The 17,424-nt window shown below is 62.8% G+C and carries 17 protein-coding genes, 1 tRNA gene and 1 pseudogene; 7 read left to right on the plus strand and 12 right to left on the minus strand.

Features of this window, described 5'->3' with window-relative positions:
- Positions 1–490: thioredoxin domain-containing protein (locus AU381_RS02635; RefSeq protein ID WP_156528538.1), on the plus strand; the 490-nt coding region annotated here is incomplete at both ends.
- A gap of 1 nt (position 491) precedes the next feature.
- On the opposite strand, the pseudogene AU381_RS31190 reads toward AU381_RS02635, so the two are convergent.
- The 3 genes and pseudogenes from AU381_RS31190 to AU381_RS02645 all read right to left on the minus strand — a co-directional run.
- Positions 492–958 (minus strand): annotated as a pseudogene (locus tag AU381_RS31190) (Arm DNA-binding domain-containing protein); the annotation flags it as partial.
- A 461-nt stretch (positions 959–1,419) separates the two neighbouring features.
- Positions 1,420–2,829 carry a chromate efflux transporter gene (gene chrA, locus AU381_RS02640; protein ID WP_064240275.1) on the minus strand — a complete coding sequence of 470 codons (1,410 nt, stop codon included), beginning with the start codon at positions 2,827–2,829 and terminating at the stop codon, positions 1,420–1,422.
- On the minus strand, positions 2,830–3,651 hold the full coding sequence (locus AU381_RS02645) for a chromate resistance protein ChrB domain-containing protein (RefSeq protein ID WP_064240276.1): 822 nt from the start codon (positions 3,649–3,651) through the stop codon (positions 2,830–2,832).
- Between the two features lie 304 nt (positions 3,652–3,955).
- On the opposite strand from AU381_RS02645, the gene AU381_RS02650 reads away from it, so the two are divergent.
- Entirely contained in the window at positions 3,956–5,182 is a 1,227-nt protein-coding gene (locus AU381_RS02650) for an MFS transporter (protein WP_064240277.1), read from the plus strand.
- A gap of 279 nt (positions 5,183–5,461) precedes the next feature.
- Here the strand turns inward: AU381_RS02650 and AU381_RS02655 are convergent, their stop codons facing one another.
- The gene (locus AU381_RS02655) at positions 5,462–6,784 is read right to left on the minus strand and encodes an MFS transporter (RefSeq protein ID WP_064240278.1); all 1,323 of its coding nucleotides are present in this window, start codon (positions 6,782–6,784) and stop codon (positions 5,462–5,464) included.
- A gap of 300 nt (positions 6,785–7,084) precedes the next feature.
- Positions 7,085–7,897, minus strand: coding sequence for an alpha/beta hydrolase (locus AU381_RS02660; RefSeq protein WP_064240279.1), 813 nt, complete (start codon positions 7,895–7,897; stop codon positions 7,085–7,087).
- Positions 7,898–8,038: 141 nt separating this feature from the next.
- Here AU381_RS02660 and AU381_RS02665 point away from each other — a divergent pair, with 141 nt between their 5' ends.
- A complete protein-coding gene (locus tag AU381_RS02665; RefSeq protein WP_064240280.1) occupies positions 8,039–8,272 on the plus strand; it encodes a hypothetical protein in 234 nt (77 codons plus the stop codon).
- Positions 8,254–8,454 carry a hypothetical protein gene (locus AU381_RS02670; RefSeq protein WP_064240281.1) on the plus strand — a complete coding sequence of 67 codons (201 nt, stop codon included), beginning with the start codon at positions 8,254–8,256 and terminating at the stop codon, positions 8,452–8,454. Before AU381_RS02665 ends, AU381_RS02670 begins: the two co-directional genes overlap by 19 nt.
- A gap of 134 nt (positions 8,455–8,588) precedes the next feature.
- Here the strand turns inward: AU381_RS02670 and AU381_RS02675 are convergent, their stop codons facing one another.
- From AU381_RS02675 to AU381_RS02685, 3 genes are all read right to left on the minus strand, one after another.
- On the minus strand, positions 8,589–8,771 hold the full coding sequence (locus AU381_RS02675; RefSeq protein ID WP_064240282.1) for a hypothetical protein: 183 nt from the start codon (positions 8,769–8,771) through the stop codon (positions 8,589–8,591).
- Between the two features lie 51 nt (positions 8,772–8,822).
- Positions 8,823–9,098 (minus strand): hypothetical protein, encoded by a 276-nt coding sequence (locus AU381_RS02680; RefSeq protein ID WP_064240283.1) that lies wholly within the window; start codon positions 9,096–9,098, stop codon positions 8,823–8,825.
- A gap of 231 nt (positions 9,099–9,329) precedes the next feature.
- Positions 9,330–9,980 carry an outer membrane protein gene (locus AU381_RS02685; protein WP_064240284.1) on the minus strand — a complete coding sequence of 217 codons (651 nt, stop codon included), beginning with the start codon at positions 9,978–9,980 and terminating at the stop codon, positions 9,330–9,332.
- Positions 9,981–10,230: 250 nt separating this feature from the next.
- Here AU381_RS02685 and AU381_RS02690 point away from each other — a divergent pair, with 250 nt between their 5' ends.
- On the plus strand, positions 10,231–11,247 hold the full coding sequence (locus tag AU381_RS02690) for a GlxA family transcriptional regulator (RefSeq protein WP_082909649.1): 1,017 nt from the start codon (positions 10,231–10,233) through the stop codon (positions 11,245–11,247).
- Here AU381_RS02690 and AU381_RS02695 read toward each other — a convergent pair.
- Together AU381_RS02695 and AU381_RS02700 are read right to left on the minus strand one after the other, a co-directional pair.
- The gene (locus tag AU381_RS02695) at positions 11,244–11,549 is read right to left on the minus strand and encodes a hypothetical protein (RefSeq protein ID WP_064240285.1); all 306 of its coding nucleotides are present in this window, start codon (positions 11,547–11,549) and stop codon (positions 11,244–11,246) included. The genes AU381_RS02690 and AU381_RS02695 overlap by 4 nt on opposite strands.
- Positions 11,550–11,776: 227 nt before the next feature.
- A complete protein-coding gene (locus tag AU381_RS02700; protein ID WP_064240286.1) occupies positions 11,777–12,184 on the minus strand; it encodes a DUF1236 domain-containing protein in 408 nt (135 codons plus the stop codon).
- A 376-nt stretch (positions 12,185–12,560) separates the two neighbouring features.
- Here AU381_RS02700 and AU381_RS02705 point away from each other — a divergent pair, with 376 nt between their 5' ends.
- The gene (locus tag AU381_RS02705) at positions 12,561–13,808 is read left to right on the plus strand and encodes a coiled-coil domain-containing protein (RefSeq protein ID WP_244520014.1); all 1,248 of its coding nucleotides are present in this window, start codon (positions 12,561–12,563) and stop codon (positions 13,806–13,808) included.
- Positions 13,809–14,832: 1,024 nt separating this feature from the next.
- Here the strand turns inward: AU381_RS02705 and AU381_RS02715 are convergent.
- Positions 14,833–14,908 (minus strand) — tRNA-Lys (locus AU381_RS02715).
- Between the two features lie 261 nt (positions 14,909–15,169).
- Here AU381_RS02715 and AU381_RS02720 point away from each other — a divergent pair.
- Entirely contained in the window at positions 15,170–15,916 is a 747-nt protein-coding gene (locus AU381_RS02720) for a cytochrome c biogenesis CcdA family protein (RefSeq protein ID WP_064240288.1), read from the plus strand.
- A gap of 144 nt (positions 15,917–16,060) precedes the next feature.
- Here AU381_RS02720 and AU381_RS02725 read toward each other — a convergent pair whose 3' ends face one another.
- Positions 16,061–17,287 carry a UbiH/UbiF family hydroxylase gene (locus AU381_RS02725; RefSeq protein ID WP_064240289.1) on the minus strand — a complete coding sequence of 409 codons (1,227 nt, stop codon included), beginning with the start codon at positions 17,285–17,287 and terminating at the stop codon, positions 16,061–16,063.
- Positions 17,288–17,424: the final 137 nt, after the last annotated feature.

Here is a 17,424-nt window from a genome sequence, read left to right on the forward strand (position 1 = left end):
GGTATTCGCCTCGATGAAGCGGTCGCTCGGTCTCGGCGAGCGTCTTCGCCAAGGCCTCGGTATCGCTGTGCTGGCGGGCGTGATGGCAATTGCGCTCGGCCTCGACACGGGGCTGCTTGCGCGCCTGTCCTATGCGGGCACGACGAGCCTTGAGCAGTCGCTCCTGAACCGGCTCCGCGTCGGCTCCTCCGAAGCGAAGGCGAGCCATCGTGCCGCACCAACCACGGATGTTCAGCATCAGACCTATCGTAGCAACCTACCGGTCGAAGGGGCCTTCCCGCCGCTGGAGGGCGCCGTAACGTGGCTCAACTCCGAGCCGCTAACGGTCGAGCAGCTGCGCGGCAAGGTCGTGCTCGTTGATTTCTGGACATACTCCTGCATCAACTGCATCCGAACGGTGCCCTATGTTCGAGCCTGGGCTGAGAAGTACCGGAATCAGGGGCTGGTGGTGATCGGTGTGCATGCACCTGAATTCGCCTTCGAAAAACGCNTTGCGGGGCCTGTGTTTGCCAAGCTCGCAGGCCTCCAGATAGAGCTGCGCAACCTCAGCAAGCATCAGCGATGCTCCGGTGCTCGCTTGCACCGGCGGTCTCACAGGGTATTCTAGAGGTACGAGCGGCTCGGATGATGGCGCCGCCGCTCTCGGCACCTCGGTGAAGGACGCCTCGGCGGCGCAAGGCCGGTGCCGAGGATCCCTTCCCAAAAGAACCAGCAGTGACGCTTCGGCGCATCGTTTGCGAGCGGCGGCGAGACCGACGAGACTAAACGGCCCCAAGTTCAAACGTTGTTCTTTCCCAAACAGACGATATCGCATCGTCCAGGTCTTTGAGCCCGCTTTGGAGACGCGAAGGGCCAGTCTGCTCTGCCCGTCATGGTACTCCTTCGTGGCTGCGGTCGGCTTGACGGAGACGCAGAATTGGTGGGTCAGAGCCGCTCGATTCGTTGACCTCTTTTGCATCTTCCGCTGCCTTCACAGTGGTCTCAGGAAGGTCGTATCGTCGCTGAACACAAGTAAACAAAAAAATTAGAGAATGTCAATAAGCAGTTGAAACTAAAAGGAAAATGAACATCTATAAACACCCATGAACCTAGTGTGATTGCCACGGAACCGGCTGTGGAAGCGCCTTCTAAGCAGGTTGTCGCAGGTTCGAGTCCTGCAGGGGTCGCCAAAAAATTCAAGTACTTAGCTGCCTTCGGGGGGCTGCAGGCGGCGAGGTCGCATAGGGGGCGCAACCGCTCCCGCCTGGGCCCGGATCGCTGAGACGAGGTCGTTGTCGATCCCATACCGGCGAGATCCTCGGGACCCGGAATGGATATGGGGCAGGGGACCGAGAACCTCGTTCCGTTCCGCTATCGGCTGCATTCTTCCTGGCTCTCGGCGACTGCTCGCAGACGCCTGACGTAAGACCTCCGCAACCGTCAGATCCCTGCGATTATCGTCCAAACGAGGCCAGCCACGGCGCAGGCCAGAAGGGTCGAGATGATTGACGCGCGAAACCGGAAGATCGCCAAGCCCGCGGCCACGCTGAGAACCAGCGACGGCAGGACGAGGGAGCTGAGTACCGGCACGTCGAGCGCAAACCATCCGAGCCTCCACGTCACCACCTCTGCAAACAGCGTGTGCAGTCCGAACCAGACGGCAAGGTTGAGGATCACGCCGACGACGGCGGCGGTGATCGCCGACATCGCGCCCGTGAGCGCCACATTGTTGCGCAGCCGTTCGATGAAGGGCGCTCCAAGGAAAATCCAAAGGAAGCAGGGAACGAAGGTCACCCAGGTCGTCAGGACCGCCGCAAGCGTCGCAGCCGTCATCGGGTTCAGCGATCCGGGATCACGGTAGGCCCCCATGAAACCGACGAACTGGACAACCATGATCAGCGGCCCCGGCGTCGTCTCCGCCATGCCCAGACCGTCGAGCATCTCGCCGGGTTTCAGCCAGCCGTAATGCTGGACTGCCTCCTGGGCGACATAGGCGAGCACGGCATAAGCTCCGCCGAAGGTGACGACGGCCATCTGGCTGAAGAATAGTCCGATCTGCGTGAAGACGTTATCCGCGCCTAGAAAGAAGATCAGCAGCGCCAGCGGTACGAGCCACAATGCGAGGAACACCGCGGAGACCCGGAGCGACCAAGCGAGATTCGGACGGGCATGGGCCGGGATTTCCTCTCCCAGCACCGAATCCTCGTCATTGAGGACGGGTCCTGTCCCCGCCTTGTGACCGCCACCGATCCGGAAGAGCGGCGAGCCGGAGCGGCCTCCGACATAGCCGATAATGCCCGCCGCCAGGATGATCAGCGGGAACGGCACCCGGAAGAAGAAGATCGCGATGAAGGCCGCCGCGGCGATGCCGATCATCAGTTGGTTCTTGAGCGCCCTGCCGCCGATCCGGAACACGGCATGGACGACGACGGCGAGCACTGCGGCTTTCAGGCCGAAGAACAGCCCTTCGACGACGGTGACATTGCCGAAAGCCGCGTAGATGTAGCTCAGGCCGAGAATGGCGAGGAAGCCCGGCAGCACGAACAGCGTGCCGGCGACGAGACCGCCGGCGGTGCGGTGCAGCAGCCAACCGATATAGACGGCAAGCTGCTGCGCTTCGGGTCCAGGCAGCAGCATGCAGTAATTCAAGGCATGCAGAAAGCGGTGCTCGCCGATCCAGCGCTTTTCGTCGACGAGGATACGGTGCATCACGGCAATCTGGCCGGCCGGACCGCCGAAGCTCAGGGCCGCAATCCTTGCCCAGACGCGTACCGCATCGCCGAAAGGAATTCCGTGAGCGTATTCTTGCCGCGCCGCAGCCGGCGCGGCCCTGTTTGCAATCTCGGACATTCACAAATCCTTCTTCGGCGACGGCCAGTTATGCGTTTCGTCGGTAGCATCCCGGCACCAGCGGTAAAAGGCGTCGTAGAGCAGCATCCCGGCCTCCAGCTGCTCGAGGTCGTCGGCATACATGCGCGACAGGCCGAGTGATGCCGCAAGCAGACCGGGCGCTTGCGGCGCAAGATCGAGGCGGGACGTATCCGCGCCGCGCACGATGGTTGCAAGCCGCAGCAACGGTTCGGTCGAAAGGCCGAATTCCTCGACCATGACGTCAAAGGTGCAAAGCTCGCCCTTGTGACTCCAGCGGACCGGGGCATCAATGTCGAAGGGAGTCGCTGCGAAGCGCTCGGCAACCGTCTCGACTTCCGACGGCGACACGTACAGGAAGACGGCCTGCGGATCGACGAAACGGCGGATCAGCCATGGGCAGGCGATGCGGTCGATTTTCGGCCGTGCCCTTGTCACCCAGACGGTGCGGCCGCTGGCGTCGCGCTCCGGTATCGCGGAAGCGGGTACGGCCGGATAGCCGCCCTTGCCCCAGGCTTCGAAGCCGCCCTCGAGAACGTCGGCGGCAATGCCATAGTTGCGAAGCCAGGCGGCAACGCCGTAGCTGAGTTTCTTGCCGCGATGGCAGATTACGACTGCGGAGTCTGAATCGAGTTCTGCGGCCCACCCCTGCACATTGCGATAGTCGCGCCGGACCGAACCGGGCAGCAAGCGCGGATCCTCGTCAAAGTCCTCGTCGATCCGGACATCGATGAGGGCGGGGCATTTCGGCGTGCCGATAAGGCGGACAAGTTTCTCGGGGGAGATTTCAAGAAGTGACGACATAACGCGTCCTCCCGTGTGAGCGGTTGAATGGACGCGATGCTTCGGCTGTCGCCTCGTGGGGCGATCGCAACCCCATGCAGGGTGTTTTCCGCTCTTTGTCCGGCGCTGTCAAGCGGCTCGGCCTGAAGCAAATGCAGAGACCGGCCGCCTTATATGAGCTGAGCTCATTCGCCAATTCGCCGGGATCGAGGAACGCGGTAGGGGGAGGAAGGCCTAAAGGCTTTACCGGCCAGTGGCAATCGACGCTCCGTTCCGGCATCATTTGTCGGCTTCAGTTGTGGAGCAGGAAAACGTCACACCACTGATGCAAATTACCAACGATCGAGAGACCAGATCGGTGCCGCGGATTCATCCTGCAACCTTCCTCTTCGCGGCGCGCGCCCTGCGCGATTTTGGCGACGCCTTCGTGGCGGTGCTGTTGCCAATTTATCTGCTCGCGCTTGGATTTACGCCCCTCGAGGTCGGTGTCATCGCGACCGCATCGCTCCTTGGCTCCGCGCTGCTGACGATAGGTGTCGGCTTCCTCGGGGCCAGGCACGATCACCGCCAGCTCCTGCTGGCTGGCGCGAGCTTGATGATCGCGACGGGTGTGGCCTTTGCCGTTGTCCACGACTACGCGCTGCTCCTGGTCATCGCGTTTGCCGGCACGATCAATCCCTCCGCCGGCAGTGTCAGCGTATTCGTGCCATTGGAGCACGCCGTGCTCACACGCGAAGTGACGGAGCAAGAGCGAACCAGGATGTTCGCGCGATACAGCCTCGTTGGCGCGTTCGCCGGAGCCATAGGTGGACTCGCTGCAGCGGTACCCGACGTTCTGGCCCCCATAGGTCTCGACCGGCTTGGCGGCATCAGGGCCATGTTTGTCGTTTACGCGCTTCTGGGGCTGCTCGGCGGCCTGTTCTACGCGCGCATTCCCCGCCGCCCGGCAGCCGATGCGAGCGCTGCAGCCGCGCTCGGCCCGTCGCGCCATATCGTATTCAAGCTGGCGGCCCTATTCAGTCTCGACGCCTTCGCCGGCGGCTTCGTCGTTCAATCGCTGCTCGCCCTTTGGCTCTTCGAGCGGTTTAGCCTGTCGCTTTCAGAGGCGGGTGTTTTTTTCTTCTGGTCGGGCCTGCTCTCGGCGCTGTCGTTTCCTGTGGCCGCATGGCTGTCGCGACGCATCGGCCTGATCAACACGATGGTGTTTACACATATTCCGTCCAGCATCGCCCTGATGCTGGCGGCGCTTGCGCCCACACTGCCCGTAGCGCTTGCCTTTCTGCTCGTCCGGGCCGCCCTGTCCCAGATGGACGTGCCGACGCGCTCGTCCTACGTGATGGCCGTCGTCACCGAGGCCGAGCGGGCCGCCGCAGCAAGCTTCACGTCGGTGCCGCGTAGTCTTGCCGCTGCAGCCAGTCCGGCACTGGCGGGCGCCCTCTTTGCCGCCTCGATGCGAGCATGGCCGCTGCTCATCTGCGGTGCATTGAAGATCGTCTACGATCTGCTGTTGCTGATGCAGTTTCGCCAGCTGAATCCGCCGGAGGAATGCTGATCCAACCGGCGACAAGGTCTCTTCAGCGGCAGCGGCGCCGAACCGTAGCTCTCAAGCATGCCGACACGAGCGGCAGCGAGAACAAGGCTATGCCCGCGGCCATCGTCACATGCGTGGCGGACAGTGCCAGGGAGACCATCAGCCCGCGCCGCATGCCGCCGACGCTCCGGTCAGGTAGGTGGCAAACACTGTCCTTCCGTGGCCCGGCGCATCGCATTGCACCGCACGATTCTAATCGGCAGGAAGGCGAGGAAACATACAACATAGACGGCGGCTCGCTCATCGTTCGGTCGGCCAATCGGGATGATGGCTGTCGATCACGAAGACATGGGTATGCCTGCGCCTGTTGCCGATACGTTCGGCACCGATCAGATGCGGATGATCCTCGTCAAGCCCATCATGGACGTGGTCGATCTCGTATGGATCGTGCGCTGGCCAGAGCCGTGTGGCGATCAAGATTGCGGCGGCGGCTATCACCCCGAGTGTGGCGAAAGTCGCCGGCAGACCGACGGTGGCTCCGAGCCAACCGGCGAGCGGATAGGTGATCAGCCAGCAGGCATGCGACAGCGCGAACTGTGCGGCAAAGAGCGCGGGCCTGTCCTCCGGATGCGCCGAACGGCGGAGCAGCCGGCCGGATGGCGTCTGCGCCAGCGAATAGCCGAGGCCGACCGCCAGCCACAGCGGCAAAAGCTTTGCGAAGCTCGTCACGAACACGCCGATGAACAGCGCCGCGACGAGAACGCTGGCACCCGTCAGCATGGCGGTGCGGTCAGGCGCCTTGTCGAGCAGCCGCGGCAGCAGCAGGGCCGCGATCATCGAGCCGCCGCCAAACGCCGCAAGCGCAAGGGCGGTGTCACGCTGCGTGAGGCCGAATTCTGCCTGGACGAGAACAACGGTGTTGACGATGACCATCGATCCGGCCGCGGCGACCGCCAGGTTGAGCGCAAGCAGTCCCCGCAGCCGTGGCGTGGCGAGATAGATGCGCAGGCCACGTGTCGTCCGATCGTAGATGCCGCGGCGTTCCGCCGGCTTCGGGCTCGGCAGCACGACCGACACAACCAGGGCGGCTGAAGCGAGAAAACCGATCACAGTGCCTGCGAATAGGTCGTGGAAGCTGACCACCGTCAGCAGCGCCGCCGCCAGCATCGGGCTCACGACGCTTTCGAGGTCGTAGGCTAGCCGCGAGAGCGAAAGGGCGCGCGTATATTCCTTCTCGTCGGGCAGCACATCCGGAATGGTTGCCTGGAAGGTCGGGGTGAAGGCGGCCGATGCCGATTGCAGCGCGAAGATCAGCACATAGACGTGCCAGACTTCGCTGACGAAAGGCAGCAAAAGCGCCACTGCGGCGCGGACGAGATCGAGACAGACCAGCATCGCGCGCCGGGGGAGCCGTTCGGCGACGGCGGCTGCGACGGGAGCGACGCCGACATAGGCGATCATCTTGATGGCGAGCGCCGTACCGAGCACCGCTCCGGCTTCGCGCCCCGCCAGCTCATAGGCGAGGAGGCCGAGCGCCACGGTGGCGAGGCCGGTTCCGATGAGGGCGATCACCTGAGCCAGGAAAAGGTGGCGGTATGTGCGGTTGCCCAGGACGTCAAGCACGAGACGCCTCCTGGAGATACTTGGTGATCGATTTGAACTCGTCGATCGACTGGCGCCGGTCGCGCGGAAGAGCGCCCACTAAAGTGAACAACGTCGTGCGGCTGCGCGCTGTCCGACCGATAGGCATAGGTAACGCCGTACCTCAGAAATGGGTGACAAGCTAGCGCCGAACTCACGATCGCCGCTGCCTGACGGCCTCTAGAGCATTTTGCAGTCAGGTGGAATCACCTGACGTCGCGCAAATGCGGCAAAAACAAAGGTTTAGAGCGGCGACGTGAACGTATGTGAGCGCATCCCGCTCTAGGTGTCGTCTTCTTCCAGCGCCTCCACAAAGCGGATCACGTCGCCAACCGTGCTGTCGTTCCAAATATCGTTGTGACCCGAGCCATCTTCGATCAGCATCTGCTTTGGTTCGGGAGCGATGCGGTACAGCGCCTCGCCCGAAGAGAGGGGGATGCTGTCGTCAAGCCGGCCGTGGATGAACAACTTTGGTTGTCTCACCTTCGCTATTTTGAGATCCGAGCGGAAGGGATCCTTGATAAGAAGCGCAACCGGATAGAACGGATAGCGCGTCTGCGCGACCGATAGAACCGACAAGTATGCGGACACGAGGACGACGCCAGCGGCCGGCCTTAGTACGGCTGTGTTCACGGCAACGCCAGTGCCGAGCGACCGGCCCAGCACGACGATATTGCTATTGGGGCGTGCCGAGAGCCAGTCGAACGCGGCGATACCGTCGGTCAGCAGTCCCGCCTCGCTCGGCGCGCCGGTCGATCCCGGATAGCCGCGATAGGAAATCGCCAGCAATCCAATGCCTCGGGCGGCCAGTGCGTGTGCGAGAAAATCGTAACTGTCGACGCGGTCACCGTTTCCGAAAAACAGCAGCACACACGGCCTGTCGGCTTCGCCCTGGCTGTAGAGTCCATGGAGCGTCTCTCCGTCGGGCGTGTTGATGTATGCGTTCTTGCCCCAGGTCGCGCGCTCGGGAGCATGTATCGCGCTGGTACCGGGATAGAGCAGGGTACGTTGCGAAAGAAACACCAGGCTTACAATCGACACATAGGCGAAGGCAGCGCCCAGCGGCATGATCAGCAGAAGTCTTGCAGCGCTCATGACAGCATCCCCCAGCGAAAGGCTATTCTCTGTCACTCTGAAGAAAAAAGTCGAGCATATAGGTGATCTCCTTTTACCTCGAGCGCGGCGGCCCGGAACTTCCAGGCCGCCGTCTTGTTTGGGACGTGAGAGGAGGATCGCATGCCGCCACCGAGAGAGATGGACGCCGTTTTGAGCAGCCCTCCCTTGAGGGTAGGGGCATACGTTCCCGATGATCTTTTGGAAGACTGGTTCGCTCCCGGCACAGGGATGAACCCGCCTTCGGAAGCAGCCCTCGAAGAAGCGGGCTCCTACGGCCGGCTGTTCGAGTGCGAATTCAAACATTATCCCGAACGCAAGGAAGGCGTTTTCTGGAAATGGGTACCAGCAATCTGAACGGCGACAAACTGGAGGCGAAGGCGATCGCGGCTCTCGTCGAGGAACTGGAACGCCAGTCGGCGGAGAATCCGTCGAAACTGCGAGTCGGCCGATCCGGGGACAAGATCACCATCAATGGCGAGATTGATGTCGATGCGCTGGTGATGGTGGTTGTCGGATCGATGGCAGGCGGCCCGTGAGGCTTTCCAACAGGTGGATACGCTACAGCGCCGCGCGTCTTATCAGACGCGCGAACGTCGCTGTAGCACTTTGAATTGCTGCATGTCTCCTTAAATCAAGGTCGATTAGGATGCATGCAGTAAGTTCCGTCGCCTTACATTGCCCCACCGGTCACCGGATTGACCTTCGGTTTTTCGCTGCTGTCCTTTGTGCCGGGAGGCTGTACGACCGGAGGAGCGATCGAAGCCTCGTCGACATTCTCCCGTCGTTCTGCCGGCGGATGGACATCTTCGGGCTTTTTCTGCCCGGGTTCGGCATTCGTGTTCTTCATGGCCATTCGGGTTCTCCTTCGCAGAGCGAAACGAAGAGAAGTCCACCAGGTTCCGGCCTACGTGTTGCCCTGCTCCTTCTTTGCCGGCGCGCGCCTATCGAGGAGTTGTTGAAAGATGTCCGCCTGCCGCTCGGCCGCGGCGCGGATCGCAACGAGGTGATCGAGCATGCCGCCAAATGCCACCAGGATCAGCCCGCCAGCGATCGTCGAAAAGGCCCAGGGAAGAACGGCAAGCAGGGTTCTGACATCGGGTGAGGGCATCAACATCGTAGCGAGCACGACGAGCGTGCCGATGACGATCGCGCCTCCGAGAAACTCGAGAAACTTTCCCATCCATAGCTCCCCCGTTTTGCTGCCCAGCCCGACTCGCTGCACCCTTTCTTGCTACATCCGCTGCATGATTCCTCAATCGCTCGACAATTCAAGGTGCTGCTGCGGTTAGTTTCCGCGCCGGAGTGGACGTGCTGCGCTTTGGGGGGCTTGGTTGCCGGCCTATTCCCCGCCACGCTTTCAGAAAAAACCCGGCGCGAGGCCGGGGTTCAGATCGGGACGGCATGGGCGAGTTCAGAATTTGACGCCGACGCCCACCGTGAATTGATGCTGGTCGAGATCGACATTGACACCGCCGGCGTCCTTGTCGCCGAAATCATTGTACCGATACTCGGCGCGGCCAAACATGCTGTTGGTAAAGGCGTAGTCGATGCCGCCGCCGATCGTCCAGCCGTTGAAGGTCTCCTTCTCCTTCGGCGCCCCGGCTACGTCGACGAATCCGCGTGTGACGGCCCAGCCGCCGGTGCCGTAAAGAAGAGCCTTCTCGCTGAGCGTATAGCCGACCCGGCCGCGTACGGATCCGGACACATCCGTCCCGACCTCAGTGCTCGCGCCGAAGACCGTGAAGTTCTTGTCGTTCCAATTGTAGCTGACGTCTCCCTCGACGCCGACGACCCAGTCGCCCATCTGATAATTGTACCCAGCGAAGGCGCCGAAAATTCCGCCGCTGAAATCTTCCGAGGTGCTGGCGCCCGGAACGCTGAGATCGCTGTTCAGCCATCCGCCGCCGCCTTGCAGGCCGACATAGCCGCCGGTCCAAACGAAGGCCGGCGTCGTTTCGACGACGGCCGGGGCCGGTTCCGGCGCTTCGGTGATGTCTGCCGCGTAGCCGGGGGCGGCGGCCACAGAGGCGCCGAACATTGCAACAAGCACATTTCTGATCATCACAGATGCCTCCTGTTGTCGGCGACGAGAGTAGCAACTAATCGGGAACAAGTCTGCGAAAAATGGCGCTTTTGGGAATCACTTGCGCGTGCGGCGAAAAAACAGGCCGGCGGATATGGCTCCAGCCGGCCCGCCCGGAAAAATCGCGGAAAGGGGAACGTCTCTGCGCGGGGCTTGAAGGCCGCGCGGAAGAGACCGATTGCTTCCTGATAATGCCGGAACATGAGTTTTGCGCGTTGACATGTTGCGCATGAATTTTGACATTATACGCATGACAGCGGCCTCCGAAAAACGTTCTCCGATCGAAGTGGTCGTGGTGGTTCTGCCCGAATCATCCATCATGTCGCTCGCCTCGGTGCTCGATCCGATGCGGGCTGCGAACCGCGTCGCCGGCCGGCCGGTCTTTCGCTGGCGCCTTCTCTCGGGCGACGGGCAGGCAGTGAAGCTGACCTGCAATATTCCGATACCGGTGGATGGCCGGTTTTCGCTGCCGCTTGCCGGCGACCTTCTCCTGGTGATCGGCGGCTTCAATCTCGACCGGCACGTCGGCAAACGATTTCTCGCGGGCCTGCAGGAGTGCGCCCGCCATTTCGACATCGTCGCCGGTATCGAATCGGGCTGCTGGCTGCTTGGCCGATCCGGATTGCTGAATGGCCGCAAGGCGACGGCGCATTGGGAAGAACTCGAAGACTTCAGCCAGGCGTTTCCTGCCCTGACGGTGATCGGCGACCGCTTCGTGACGGACGGCAAATACTGGACCTCGGGCGGCGCATCGCCGACCTTTGACATGATGCTGCATCTGATCACCGAGCGGCTGGGCTCGGCCCTGGCTCTCGATGTCGCGAGCATTTTTGTCTACGACCAGATGCACAGCCCGACCGATATTCAGCCCTTCGTCTCCCTCGGACGCATCGAGGCACGCGATCCCGAGCTTGCTGGAGCGATAAGGCTGATGGAACGCACCCTGGAGCGGCCGATCACGGTCGCGGCCCTGGCGCGGCGGCTCGCCATTTCGCCGCGCAAGCTCGAATTGCTTTTTTCAAGAGGGCTATCGATCAGCCCCGGCGCCTACTATCTGCGCCTGAGGTTACAGGTCGCCCATCGGCTCGTCCGCGACTCCGGCATCCCGATGCGCGATATCGCGCTGCGCTGCGGCTTCGACAGCTTGTCGACCTTCTCGCGTGCCTATCGGCGGGAATATGGGGAGAGCCCGTTGAAGATGCGCAGTGCCAATCGGCCGGCGAGCGGTCGAGCAGGCAGCGGTTAGTTTCGGGCGTGCGGACCGGCGGATCCGGAGAGGGCGCACGCCTCTTCGAATTCCTTGACGGTTTCCGGCGTGTTGTCCTCGGGCAGCACCGCGTCGGCAACTTCCTCCGCAGCCGCCGCCTCGCCCTCGTAGACAAAGGACTGGATGTAGTAGGCGATTTCTCCCTTCCACACCTTGCGGCCGTCAATTTGTCGGCAGGCGACGGCAGTCTCGAAATCCGCCTGCAGGTCATCCACGCTGGACGTGGCAGAAGCGCCACCGGAAGGTGCCACGAGCGAGGCAATCAGCAGGGCGGTGAACATGGCGGCAGGCCTCCGGATGGGTCCACAAGGAAACTGCCGGGTCGTTTCCTTGATCTCACCTGATAAAGTGCGAATCCGCTCCGAACGAAAGGGGAATTCTCGGCCTGATGATTTTTGTTGATCGGTCGATGTGTATGAGCCACAGTCGCGCCCTGCGGCATCAATCTCACCGCGGGCGCGCTCATGAGGGAGGCCCTCCGCTGCATTGAGCGAAAGGCCTTGGGCCGTTACCGCACGATCTGTACCACCGTGTAGGTCTTCGGATCGACAATAACGCGCTGCTGATTGACGACAGCATACGCATAGGCCGGGTTCTCCGGGATGGGCGTCAGGACAACCGTGCGCGGCAGCGGTCGGCCGACGGCGATCTGCTCCCTGATCATGACCGTGTCAGCCGGGATAGGCTGCTGCTGCACGTAGGTCGTAACCTGTCGCGGCGGCGGAGCGATCACCGCGCCGGCAACCAGACCAACGGCGCCACCGACGGCAGCACCGACGGGGCCGCCAATAATTGCACCAGTAACGGCGCCGCCTGCGGCACCTGTTACAGCGCCTTGATTGCTGTCATTTGCAATAGCGGGCGCGGCGAAGATGCCCGTGGCGATCGCAGAAACAATGATGATCTTGGCATTCATCTGTCGTACTCCCTTGCTATACGTGGGGTACAACGCCGAGTCATTTGATTTGTTCCTGAATTTGACTTGAATGTTTGAGGTATGCGTGCCAGTAACGCTATGTTACGTTTGTTAAATCTTGTGAATACTAACCGAAGCGCGTGATCGTTCATACGTCACAATCGCGTGGCCGCTGATAACGCCGCTGGCAAACGCGCCAGCCCCGTGTCCCTCTAGCGAGTTGCGAACCAAGGCAGTATGATCGCAAGGCGCCCGGCGGGACTTAGCTATGGCAACGCTCAGCCTCATTTCGTTCGGCCTCGTTTTGCTACTTGGATCCCCCGCGGGAGAGCAGGCAGCATCTGCCGACAGACTCGCTCCACAAGACATGCTCGAGATGCGCGCTTCGGGACGGCAAGCGTCGCTCGGCAGCATAGCCGATGCGGCGCGCCTGACAGACTTCATTCCTATTGAGACAATGGGAAAGCTCGACCTTCAGAGAACCGGAGCTCTGCTCGGTGCTGCGCAGGCCGAGCTCGAAGTCATGAAGGTCGGGCCGTCGGCGGATGCGGCGGCTCGAGACGGGGAAGCTGCGGACACCTCGATCTACGAGGCTCGTCAGTTGACCTCCCGTGAACGCGCCAAGGGCGCCGCACCGCAGGAACAGCGTCTCGCGGCGAGTGAGCAAGTCGATGCAACCAGGAACGACTTGCAATTGGCCGGTGGTAAGCTGGAGGAAATTCTCCGCCGCGCCTTGGCGGCGGCCAGAAGAGACCTGGATGCGATGCGGCGTGTCGCCGAAAGGCAGCGCCAAAGAGCCGAAACACTCGCGCGTGATCTGACGGTGGTGCTGCGGTTAGCCGAAGAGTTGGAGGCCAAAGCCGCTGGAGCAATGCGGTCAAAGGCTGCCGCGCTCAGGGCACGAGACGCCGCTGAAGCGGCCCTGGCCGATGAGAGACGAACGCTTGTTGAGGCGCGGCAAAAGCTTGGAGCTTACGAGCGCGATCTCGCCGCGGCCGGCCGATCGTCGGCTGCCCCGGAGCCCGATGCCGCCCATTTGGCAGCGGCGGAGATAGCCGCCGTCGTGCTGGCTCGCCAGATTGCCGAGGCTGCGGCCAGGCGGACTGGCGAAGAGCTCGCATTGGAACGGGAGAAGGCAAGATTGCTCGCTCGCGATCTCGACACTGCTCGCCAGGAACGCGACGCGGCGATACGGGCGGCGCAGCGGCGGGCGATAGCGGATGGGGGTGATCTCGCCCAGGCCCGCCAATCGGCCGCTTTTCCGGAGCCCGACGCGAATGTAGGAGCGGCAGAGACGGCTGCCGCTGTGCTGGCTCGCCACATGGCCGAGGCTGCAGTGAGGCGCGCTGGCGAAGAACTCGCACTGGAACGCAAGAAGGCAAGGTCGCTCGCTCGGGAGCTCGACACCGCTCGCCGGGAACGCGACGCAGCGGTACAAGCGGCGCGGCGGCGGGTGATAGCGGACGGGCGCGATCGGGGCGGTGGCCGCGAGCGTGTGGCGGTGCCGAAGGAAATCCATGACCGCAAGCCCGCTACCGCGCGCCAAAGGGCGGGTATCCAGCCTGCACCGAGTGCGTTGCCCGATGCGCTTCTCCCCAGGCGGCTGGTGCCTGGCCTTTGGTAAAAGGGAAGCCGAGGGTTGATATGTCTAGATGAGGACAATGGTGATGCGCACCTACCTGACTGCCACATTCTTGGTTGCAGTTGCAATGGGTCTGGCCCCAGCTCTTGACCTTAGCGGAGGCGCTAGCTTCAGCGGTCTCGGGATCGGCGCCGCCACGGCGGGTAGCAAAGGTGGCGGCGTGTCAGGGAGCAGCACCGGAGGCGGAGCGCAGGCCGGAGCCTCGGCCGGCGCGACGGCGGGACCAGGCAGCGGGGATATCGGCAAGAGCCATGCGACATCTTCCGGAAGTGGTGTGGCGGCCGGCAAGGGTGGCGGCTCTCCAGGGAACAGTGCAGGAGGCAGGGTAAAGGCCGGCGCGTACGCGGGACCAAACAGTGGGGCTAGCGGCAACGCCGGCTATCAGAGTGGCGGCAAACTGGCGAAATCCGGTGGGGGAGCCGCGTCTTCGAAAGGCAAGGGAGCGCCATCTGTTTCGATCGGTGCTTTGCCTGGTCTGGTCACTGGATCGCTAAAGGGTGGCGGCACTCCAAAGGGGGTCCGTGCAGGAGCGATAGCCGGCATTGCTCCCGCAACGGGCGCAGCGCCATCCATCGGCCTGCCATTTATCCTTTTGCCGTTAGGGAATGGGCTTGGCGACCGCGGCGAATACGAGCAAGGCGTTTTGGGCCGTCCCGTGACGGACCCGGTGACAACGGGCGCGATTTCGGATGACCCGGGCGCCGCGGTAAGCGTCTGTCTGCAGGCGATCACATCGGCTGCGTTGCCCCTTGGCGCCGTGCGTGTACGCGCGGCAAGCGCCGGTCCTCTCGTCTCGCAGCGCCGCGGCGAGCGCATGGCCCCGCTCACGGTGCGCATAGACTACGCAGGCCGGGGCGGCATAGAGGTCCGTCGGGCGCGAGTGAGCTGCCACCTTGACCCGAACGGCAGGGTGATCGGTGTGATCTAGGGCTGCTCTTGAGGGGGGTGAGCTCCCGCAAACGGTGCAAACCCGCACGCTTATGCAACTCGGCATTTAATTGTGCCGTGGTGAGCGCGCAGGGATTCGAACCCTGGACCTACTGATTAAAAGTCAGTTGCTCTACCGACTGAGCTACGCGCTCCCGTGCCGGCTCTGGGAGCCCGCGGAAGTGGCGGACATATGCACGCACGTTTCGTGCCGGTCAACCGAAAAATTGCGCGAAGCCAGCATTACGGGCCGCTTCCAAGCTAAGAGTCCTGCCAAGGCCGTGGTGCCAGGTCTAGATCCCGGCGAAGTCGTCCTCCGATAATCCAGTGCGGCAAAATGATCGCCGAAAGGTGATTGGTGTCGCTGTATACATGCAGGTAAGAAAGCCACGAGCCGAGTGCCGGAGTTCCGAATTTTGTCGATTGCCGATGTTTCCATCTGGACCGCCGTTCTTGCCGGCGCTCTGTCGTTTGTTTCGCCGTGCGTCCTGCCGCTCGTCCCGCCCTACCTCTGCTACATGGCCGGTGTATCGGTGGATCAGTTCCGCGGCGGAGATGCGGCGACCGTCGGCAGCACGCGACGGGCGGTCCTGCCGGCGGCGCTGTTTTTCACGCTGGGCTTTGCCACGGTTTTCGTGGCGCTCGGGGCAGGGGCTTCGTCGATCGGCCTCCTGCTCAGGCAATATATCGATCTCCTTTCACGCATCGGCGGCATCATCATCGTCGTCATGGGGCTGCACTTCCTCGGCGTCTTGCGCATCGGCCTGCTTGCCCGCGAGGCGCGGTTTCATGGCGGCGGCAAGCCGGCGACGCTGTCGGGCGCCTATATCATGGGGCTCGCCTTCGCCTTCGGCTGGACGCCGTGCATCGGCCCGGTCCTTGGCACCATCCTCGGCGTCGCCGCGGCGCGCGAGACGGTCGGCGACGGGGCGATGCTGCTTGCCATCTACTCGCTCGGCCTTGCCGTGCCGTTCTGGATCGCCGCCGGCTTTTCCGGGGCCTTCATGCGCTTCCTCATGCGGTTCCGCCGCCATCTCGGTCTCGTCGAGAAGCTGATGGGCGCGCTTCTCGTCCTGGCTGGCCTTGCCTTCCTCTTCGGCTTCATCAGCGCGGTCGCCATCTGGTTTCAGCAGACCTTCCCCATCCTGTCGCAAATCGGCTGAGCAAAGCGAGCCGGAGCGGGGGAGAGGGATGACAGTGCAGATCTAGAGCGGGATGCGCTCACATACGTTCGCGTCGCCGCTCTAAACCTTTGTTTTTGCCGCATTTGTGCGACGTCAGGTGATTCCACCTGACTGCAAAATGCTCTAGTGCTGCAATCCTTCGTCGCGCTTCCGACCGATCTTTTCCCATAGGCTATCCTTGATCGAGCGCAGAGCGCTGCCTGGATGAATCCCCTCGCGCATCAGGAGGCCGCGCAGCGGACCGGCAGAGGAGATGAACTGCAGGCCCATGGCCCGTAGTGCCTGGATGGGCAAGAAATCCGAGAGCAGCGACCGATTGAGCAGGTCGACGCTTGCCGTCCGGCTGACGATATCCATCCGGCGGCGGCCGTCGAATCGGTCTCCTATATCTGCTGCCAGCTGTCCGCCGGTCGGCCGGCCGATCAGGTCGACAAGCGTCATCACGTCACGGAGGCTGAGATTGAGCCCCTGCGCGCCAATCGGCGGGAAGGCATGCGCCGCTTCGCCGACCAGCGCGGCGCGTCCCTTGCCGAAGCGCCGGGCGGTCATGCCGGAGAGCGGAAAAGATTGCGGCGTCCCTTCGGCGCTCACCTTGCCGAGAATGGACTGCATCCGGTCCTCGATGGTGCGCGACAGAACGTCCGTCGGAAGCTTCAGCGTTGCCTCCGCGTCGCGCGGCTTTTGGACCCACACGAGGCTCGAGCGGTTGCCCGGCAGGGGCACCTGGGTGAACGGTCCGCTTTCCGTGTGGAACTCGGTCGAAACCTCCTGATGCGAAAGTTCGTGGCCGAAGTTCAGGACGACCGCCGTTTGCGGATAGGACCAGGTGAAAGCCTCGATCCCCGCGGCCTCGCGAACCGCAGAGCGGCGGCCGTCGGCGCCGACAATGAGATCCGCGGTGATCGTTCGCCCGTCCTCGAGGCCCACCCGCGCTTCGATTTCGCCGATGTCGAAGGTCATGGCCGGGGCGGCGATCCGCTCGAGCGCCGTCAGGCCTTCTTCGCGCTTTTCCAGGATTTCGAGGAAGGGTGCATTGGGGATGTTGTAGCCGAAGGCCTTGAGGCCCACCTCGGCGGCACGGAAATTGACGGGAGGCGCCCGCAAGAGCCGCTTGGTACCATCGATGATGTGAATGGCGACGAGCGGCGCCGTCAGAGGCTCGATCTCGTCCCAGAGACCGAGCCCCTTGAGGTACTCGATCGATTGGTCCATGAGGGCCGTGGTGCGCCCGTCGGCGACGGCCGGCCTCGGCCCGATGAGCGCGACGCGATGGCCGTCGCGGGCAAGCGCGATCGCCGCCAGCGAGCCGGCAAGTCCGGCGCCGATGATGGCAATGTCATAATGTTGCATGGCCGGTGCTTCCCGAGCGTTTGTCCGTCTCTAAGTCAATGTCTTGGTTTCGTTGTACCCGCTTAGCCCATTGAAATAAATGGGCTGAAACAGCGGAGGCGGGATCGGAGCGTGTCCACAGGACAATTGCGCTTGAA

This window comes from Sinorhizobium glycinis, from assembly GCF_001651865.1.
In the GTDB taxonomy this organism is placed as follows: domain Bacteria; phylum Pseudomonadota; class Alphaproteobacteria; order Rhizobiales; family Rhizobiaceae; genus Sinorhizobium; species Sinorhizobium glycinis.

Bases quoted from the DNA above. Each gene is read 5' to 3' on its own strand.
- chrA (WP_064240275.1), bottom strand. From the start codon at position 2,829: ATGTCCGAGATTGCAAACAGGGCCGCGCCGGCTGCGGCGCGGCAAGAA.
- AU381_RS02645 (WP_064240276.1), bottom strand. From the start codon at position 3,651: ATGTCGTCACTTCTTGAAATCTCCCCCGAGAAACTTGTCCGCCTTATC.
- AU381_RS02650 (WP_064240277.1), top strand. From the start codon at position 3,956: ATGCAAATTACCAACGATCGAGAGACCAGATCGGTGCCGCGGATTCAT.
- AU381_RS02660 (WP_064240279.1), bottom strand. From the start codon at position 7,897: ATGAGCGCTGCAAGACTTCTGCTGATCATGCCGCTGGGCGCTGCCTTC.
- AU381_RS02665 (WP_064240280.1), top strand. From the start codon at position 8,039: ATGCCGCCACCGAGAGAGATGGACGCCGTTTTGAGCAGCCCTCCCTTG.
- AU381_RS02670 (WP_064240281.1), top strand. From the start codon at position 8,254: ATGGGTACCAGCAATCTGAACGGCGACAAACTGGAGGCGAAGGCGATC.
- AU381_RS02675 (WP_064240282.1), bottom strand. From the start codon at position 8,771: ATGGCCATGAAGAACACGAATGCCGAACCCGGGCAGAAAAAGCCCGAA.
- AU381_RS02680 (WP_064240283.1), bottom strand. From the start codon at position 9,098: ATGGGAAAGTTTCTCGAGTTTCTCGGAGGCGCGATCGTCATCGGCACG.
- AU381_RS02685 (WP_064240284.1), bottom strand. From the start codon at position 9,980: ATGATCAGAAATGTGCTTGTTGCAATGTTCGGCGCCTCTGTGGCCGCC.
- AU381_RS02690 (WP_082909649.1), top strand. From the start codon at position 10,231: ATGAATTTTGACATTATACGCATGACAGCGGCCTCCGAAAAACGTTCT.
- AU381_RS02695 (WP_064240285.1), bottom strand. From the start codon at position 11,549: ATGTTCACCGCCCTGCTGATTGCCTCGCTCGTGGCACCTTCCGGTGGC.
- AU381_RS02700 (WP_064240286.1), bottom strand. From the start codon at position 12,184: ATGAATGCCAAGATCATCATTGTTTCTGCGATCGCCACGGGCATCTTC.
- AU381_RS02705 (WP_244520014.1), top strand. From the start codon at position 12,561: ATGCGCGCTTCGGGACGGCAAGCGTCGCTCGGCAGCATAGCCGATGCG.
- AU381_RS02725 (WP_064240289.1), bottom strand. From the start codon at position 17,287: ATGCAACATTATGACATTGCCATCATCGGCGCCGGACTTGCCGGCTCG.